Source organism: Brevibacillus sp. MCWH (assembly GCF_013096935.1).
GTDB classification, from domain to species: domain Bacteria; phylum Bacillota; class Bacilli; order Brevibacillales; family Brevibacillaceae; genus Brevibacillus; species Brevibacillus aydinogluensis.
Genome location: NZ_SDLF01000202.1, coordinates 1 through 414 on the forward strand (window position 1 = coordinate 1; position 414 = coordinate 414).

Consider the following 414-nt stretch of genomic DNA (forward strand, 5'->3'; position numbering starts at 1 on the left):
TCTGATTATAAACAAGGTGGCAAAACTGACCAGCTTTGTTGGTACGTGATTTTAAAAGTTCAGCTCTTACTTTGAATCCGTCAAATCCATCATCTTCTGCTTTATATTTACCTGCACTAACGAATTTAATTAAATTGTGTGCGTAATAAATAGGAGCGTTACCACCCGGCATAGATTCGTCCATTTTCATATAAAGTAATTGTGGTTGTGTTTTCAACATAGGGTTAATTTCAATCTTTTGGTTAATATGGTTAATAGCAATAACGATAATATTAGATGATTTAATTACAGGGGTTAATCTCTTATAAAACTGAGCCAATGCTTTAGCTACACGGTTAGCATATGTACCCCCCTCCATCTCACTAGAACTATCTGAAGAAGCTACAGTAGGAATAGAATCTAATATTACTACAG

1 protein-coding gene is annotated in these 414 nt (G+C 34.3%); it reads right to left on the reverse strand.

The window, feature by feature from the left end; genetic code table 11:
* On the reverse strand, positions 1 to 414 hold a 414-nt coding region (locus ETC00_RS20075; RefSeq protein ID WP_216369614.1), incomplete at both ends, for a DNA recombination/repair protein RecA.